This is a genomic window from Nocardia sp. NPDC004722 (assembly GCF_053601505.1).
On sequence record NZ_JBSGBY010000648.1, the window covers coordinates 1 to 4,536 of the forward strand.

The 4,536-nt window shown below is 71.6% G+C and carries 1 protein-coding gene; it reads left to right on the forward strand.

Annotated elements, in window-relative coordinates:
- A partial coding sequence (locus ACWELQ_RS38885) for a condensation domain-containing protein (RefSeq protein ID WP_452402008.1) occupies positions 1-4,536 on the forward strand: 4,536 nt, incomplete at both ends.

Sequence of the window (4,536 nt, forward strand, 5' to 3'; positions counted from 1 at the left end):
GCCCGGCCGAGGCGACCATCTGGGCGACCGGCTCGGAATTGCTGCCGGGACGGGCGATCGGCATCGGCACGCCGATCGCGGGGATGCGCGTGACGGTGCTGGATGCCTGGTTGCATCCGGTGCCGGTGGGTGTGGTGGGTGAGCTGTACGTGTCGGGACCCGGTGTGGCGCGGGGATATCGGGGTCGGTCGGGGTTGACGGCGGAGCGGTTCGTGGCCGATCCGTTCGGCGCGCCCGGGCAGCGCATGTACCGCACCGGCGACCTGGTGCGCTGGACGCCCGGATCCGAGACCGGTACCGGTCTGCTGGAGTTCGTGGGCCGCAGCGACTTCCAGGTGAAAGTGCGCGGACAGCGCCTGGAACTCGGCGAGATCGAATCCGCGCTGGCCGCCATGGCGGGCGTCGAGCAGGCCGTGGCCACCATCCACACGGCCACCGGCACCGCGCGCGTGGTCGGCTACGTGGCCGCGGCCCCCGGACTGACGATCGATCCGGAGCGGGTCCGGCTGTTCGTGGCGAATCGGCTGCCCGCGTACATGGTTCCGGATGTGGTGATGGTGCTCGACGAACTGCCGTTGACCGCGACCGGGAAGATCGATCGCCGCGCCCTGCCGGAACCGGTGTTCGCGGTCCGGGAGTTCCGTGCGCCCTCGACCCCGGTTGAGGACGTCATCGCGGGTGTATTCGCCGAGGTGCTCGGACTGCGGCGAGTCGGTGCCGATGACGACTTCTTCACGCTCGGAGGCGATTCGATCGTCTCGATCCAGGTGGTCGCCAAGGCGCGGGCGCGGGGTGTGGTGTTCGGCCCCCGCGACGTCTTCGAACAGCGCACGCCCGCCCGGCTGGCGACCCGGGCGCGGGTGGGGGAGACGGACGTCGAGCGGCTGCCGGAGTTGCCGGGCGGCGGGGTGGGAGAGCTGCCGCTGCCGCCGGTGGCGCGTTGGATGCTGGAGTGGGGCACGGGATTCCAGCGCTTCGAACAGCACTTCACGGTGCCGGTGCCGGAAGGCATCGAGGAGGCGGGCGTGCTCGCGGCGGTCGCCGCATTGCTCGATCGCCACGACATGCTGCGATCGCGACTGCGCCGCAATGAATCCGGGGAGTGGGTGCTGGTCGTCGATCCAGAGGGTTCGGTCGACGCGGAGGCGGTGGTGCTGCGGTGCGCACCCGTCGACGATCTCACCGATGCGGCGAATAATGCTGTCGCACAATTGAACCCCTTCGAGGGCGTGATGATCCGGTGCGTCTGGCAGCCCGCCGATGCCCAGCCGGGCCGCCTGCTGGTGATCGCGCATCACCTGGTGGTCGATGGGGTTTCCTGGCGAGTGGTGGTGCCGGACCTGATTTCGGCGTTCGCACAGGCCCTCGCGGGCGAGGTACCGGTGCTGGAGCCGGTGGGGACATCGATGCGCCGCTGGGCGCACGGCCTGGTGGATGCCGCACACGATCCGATTCGCCTGCGGGAGCTGGGTTCGTGGCAGTCCATGGTGAGCGGCCCGGACCCGGTTGTAGGCGGGCGCGAACTGGACCCGTCGATCGACACCGCAGCCACCCTCGAAGAGGTGTCGGTCGAACTGCCGGAGCAGGTCACACGCGGCCTGCTGTCGCGGGTCCCGGCGGTCTTCCACGGCGGCGTCGACGACGGACTGCTGGCCGCCTTCGCCGTCGCCGTGCGAATGTGGCGGGCGCGCAAGGGCATCGAGGAATCCTCGGTCCTGCTGCGTCTGGAGGGACACGGTCGCGAGCAGCAGCTGGTTCCCGGCGCGGACCTCTCGCGCACGGTCGGCTGGTTCACCTCGATGTTCCCGGTGCGGTTCGACCTGACCGCGATCGACCTCGACGATGTCGTCGCCGGTGGGGACGCGGTGACGGCCGCCGTGCTCGCGGTGAAGGAAACGCTGCGCTCGATCCCGGACAAGGGCGCCGGGTACGGGCTGCTGCGGTACCTGAACACCGAAACGGCCGCGGCACTGCCGGATCGGATGCCCGGACGCATCGGCTTCAACTACCTGGGCCGCGTCACCGGCGAGCTCGGCGGCGGCGCGGACGAGGTGCGCCTCGCCCCCGACCCCGGCATGCCGGTGACCCTGGCCATCGACGTGAACGCCATGGTGGTGCACGACCGCCTGCGGGCGAGCTTCCGATTCCCCCGCACCCTCCTCGACGCCGCCGACGTCGAGGAACTCGCCGCTCTGTGGACGCGGGCCCTCACCGGAATCGCCGAACACGCCGAAAACCCCGGTGCGGGAGCGCATTCCCCGTCCGACTTCGACCTGGTGGCCCTCACCCGCCACGAGATCGCCGCCCTCGATCGCGCCTACCCGTCGCTGAGCGACGCCTGGCCGCTGACCGGCCTGCAAACCGGGCTGCTGTTCCACGCCGATCTCGCCACCGATGTGGACGCCTATGTCGCACAGCTGATGCTGCGCCTGACCGGCAAGCTCGACGTGGCACGCCTGCGGGCCGCCGCGCAGGCGCAACTGGACGCGCACCGCAGCCTGCGGACCGCGTTCACCGCCACCCGCGGCGGCGCACGTCTCGCCGTGGTGTGCGACGACGTCGAACTGCCTTGGCAGATGGTCGATCTCACCGCCCATCCCGACCCGCAGGCCGGGCTGGCCGCCCTGACCGCCACCGAGAAGGCCCGCCGTTTCGATCCCGCGACCGCACCGCTGCTGCGGTTCACGGTGGCCGAACTGGGCGGTGACCGGTGGGCGCTCATCCTCACCAACCACCACCTCATCCTCGACGGCTGGTCCTACCCGCTGCTGATCACCGACCTGTTCACCCGCTACGCCACCGGCGCGGGCACCGCGGCCGACGCGTACCGGGACTTCCTGGCCTGGACGGCGACTCGCGACCGGGACGCCGCCGTGACGGCCTGGGCGACGGCCTTGGACGGTGCGGAACCCACCGTGATCGCCGGACCCGACGCCCGCCCCGACGCGGGCGCCGTGGCCGAGGAATGGCTGACCCTCGACGACGCCGCGGCCCGCGACCTGGCAGCCGTCGCGGCCGAGGCCGGGGTGACGCTGCACACCGTGCTGCAATCGGTGTGGGCGATCCTGGTGGCGCAGTTGAGCGGTCGCACCGATGTGGTGTTCGGCGGCACCGTGTCCGGACGCCCGGGCGAACTCCCCGACGCCGATCGCACCCTCGGCCTGTTCATCAATACCGTGCCGACCCGGGTACGGCTGGACCCGGCCGAGCCGGTCGCCAGGCTGTGGGCGCGCATCCAGCGCGAGCAGGCGGCGCTGCTCGACCACCACCACCTCGCCCTCGCCGACATCCACGCGCTCACCGGCACCGATCGCCTCTTCGACACCGTGATGGTGCTGGAGTCGTATCCGCTGAACGCGCAACGTATTCGGCAGCTCACCGGCCGCGGGGACCTGGAGATCGCCGGGGTCACCGCGAACGATGCCACGCACTATCCGCTGACCTGCACCGTCACCGTGCACGACGGGCTGCGGGTGCGATTGCAGTACCGGCCAGAGGTGTTCGACGCCGCCACCGTGGCCGCGCTGGCGCGTCGACTGCACCGTGTAGTGCGGGCCGTCACCCGCGACCCGGCTGTGCCCGTGCGCGCCATCGAGGCACTGCCGGAACCCGAACGGCAGCGGCTGCTGCGCCTGGGCCGAGGGCTCGCCGAACCCACGGCGGCGCTGACGCTTCCGGAGTTGCTGGCCGCCGCGGTGTCGTCCGCACCGGACGGGTGCGCGGTGGTCGACGGGGACCGGTCCGTGTCCTACCGTCAGCTCGACGAGCGCTCGAATCAGCTGGCCCGGTTCCTGATCCGGCGCGAGGTCGGCCCCGAATCCGTCGTCGCCGTCGGCGTACCGCGCTCGCTGGAATGGGTGACTGCCGTATGGGCGGTCGCCAAGACCGGTGCGGGATTCCTGTCGCTGGACCCCGGCCATCCGCTCGACCGCAATACCTTCCTGTGCGCCGATTCGGCAGTGCGCGTGGGCATGACGACCGCCAACCACACACAGACGCTGCCCGACGACCTGTCCTGGCTGATCCTCGACGCCCCCGAGATCGCGGCGGCGGTGACACGGCTGCCGCGCACCGCGCTCACGGCGGACGAGCGGCTCGGTACCCCGGGACCGGACGGCACCGCCTATGTCGTCTACACCTCCGGCTCGACCGGACGCCCCAAGGGCGTCGAGGTCACCCATGCCGGACTCGCGGGCGTGTGCGCCGCGCAGCGCGAACGCTTCGGCGTCACCGCGGATTCGCGGGTGCTCAGCGTGGCGGCGCGGACCTTCGACGCCGCCATCTTCGAACTGCTGCTGGCGGTCTCCGGGGCCACGGCCCTCGTCATGTCGCCGCCGGAGGTCTATGGCGGGCAACAGCTTTCGAATCTGATGCGCGCCCAGCGGGTCACCCATGCCGTCCTCACGCCGACGGTGGCCGCCGCGACCGATCCCGGCGGCCTCGACGACCTCGAGGTGCTGACCGTGGCGGGCGAGGCATGCCCGCCGGCGCTGCTGTCGCGGTGGGCCGGAACCGATCGCGCGGCGCGGCGGCGGG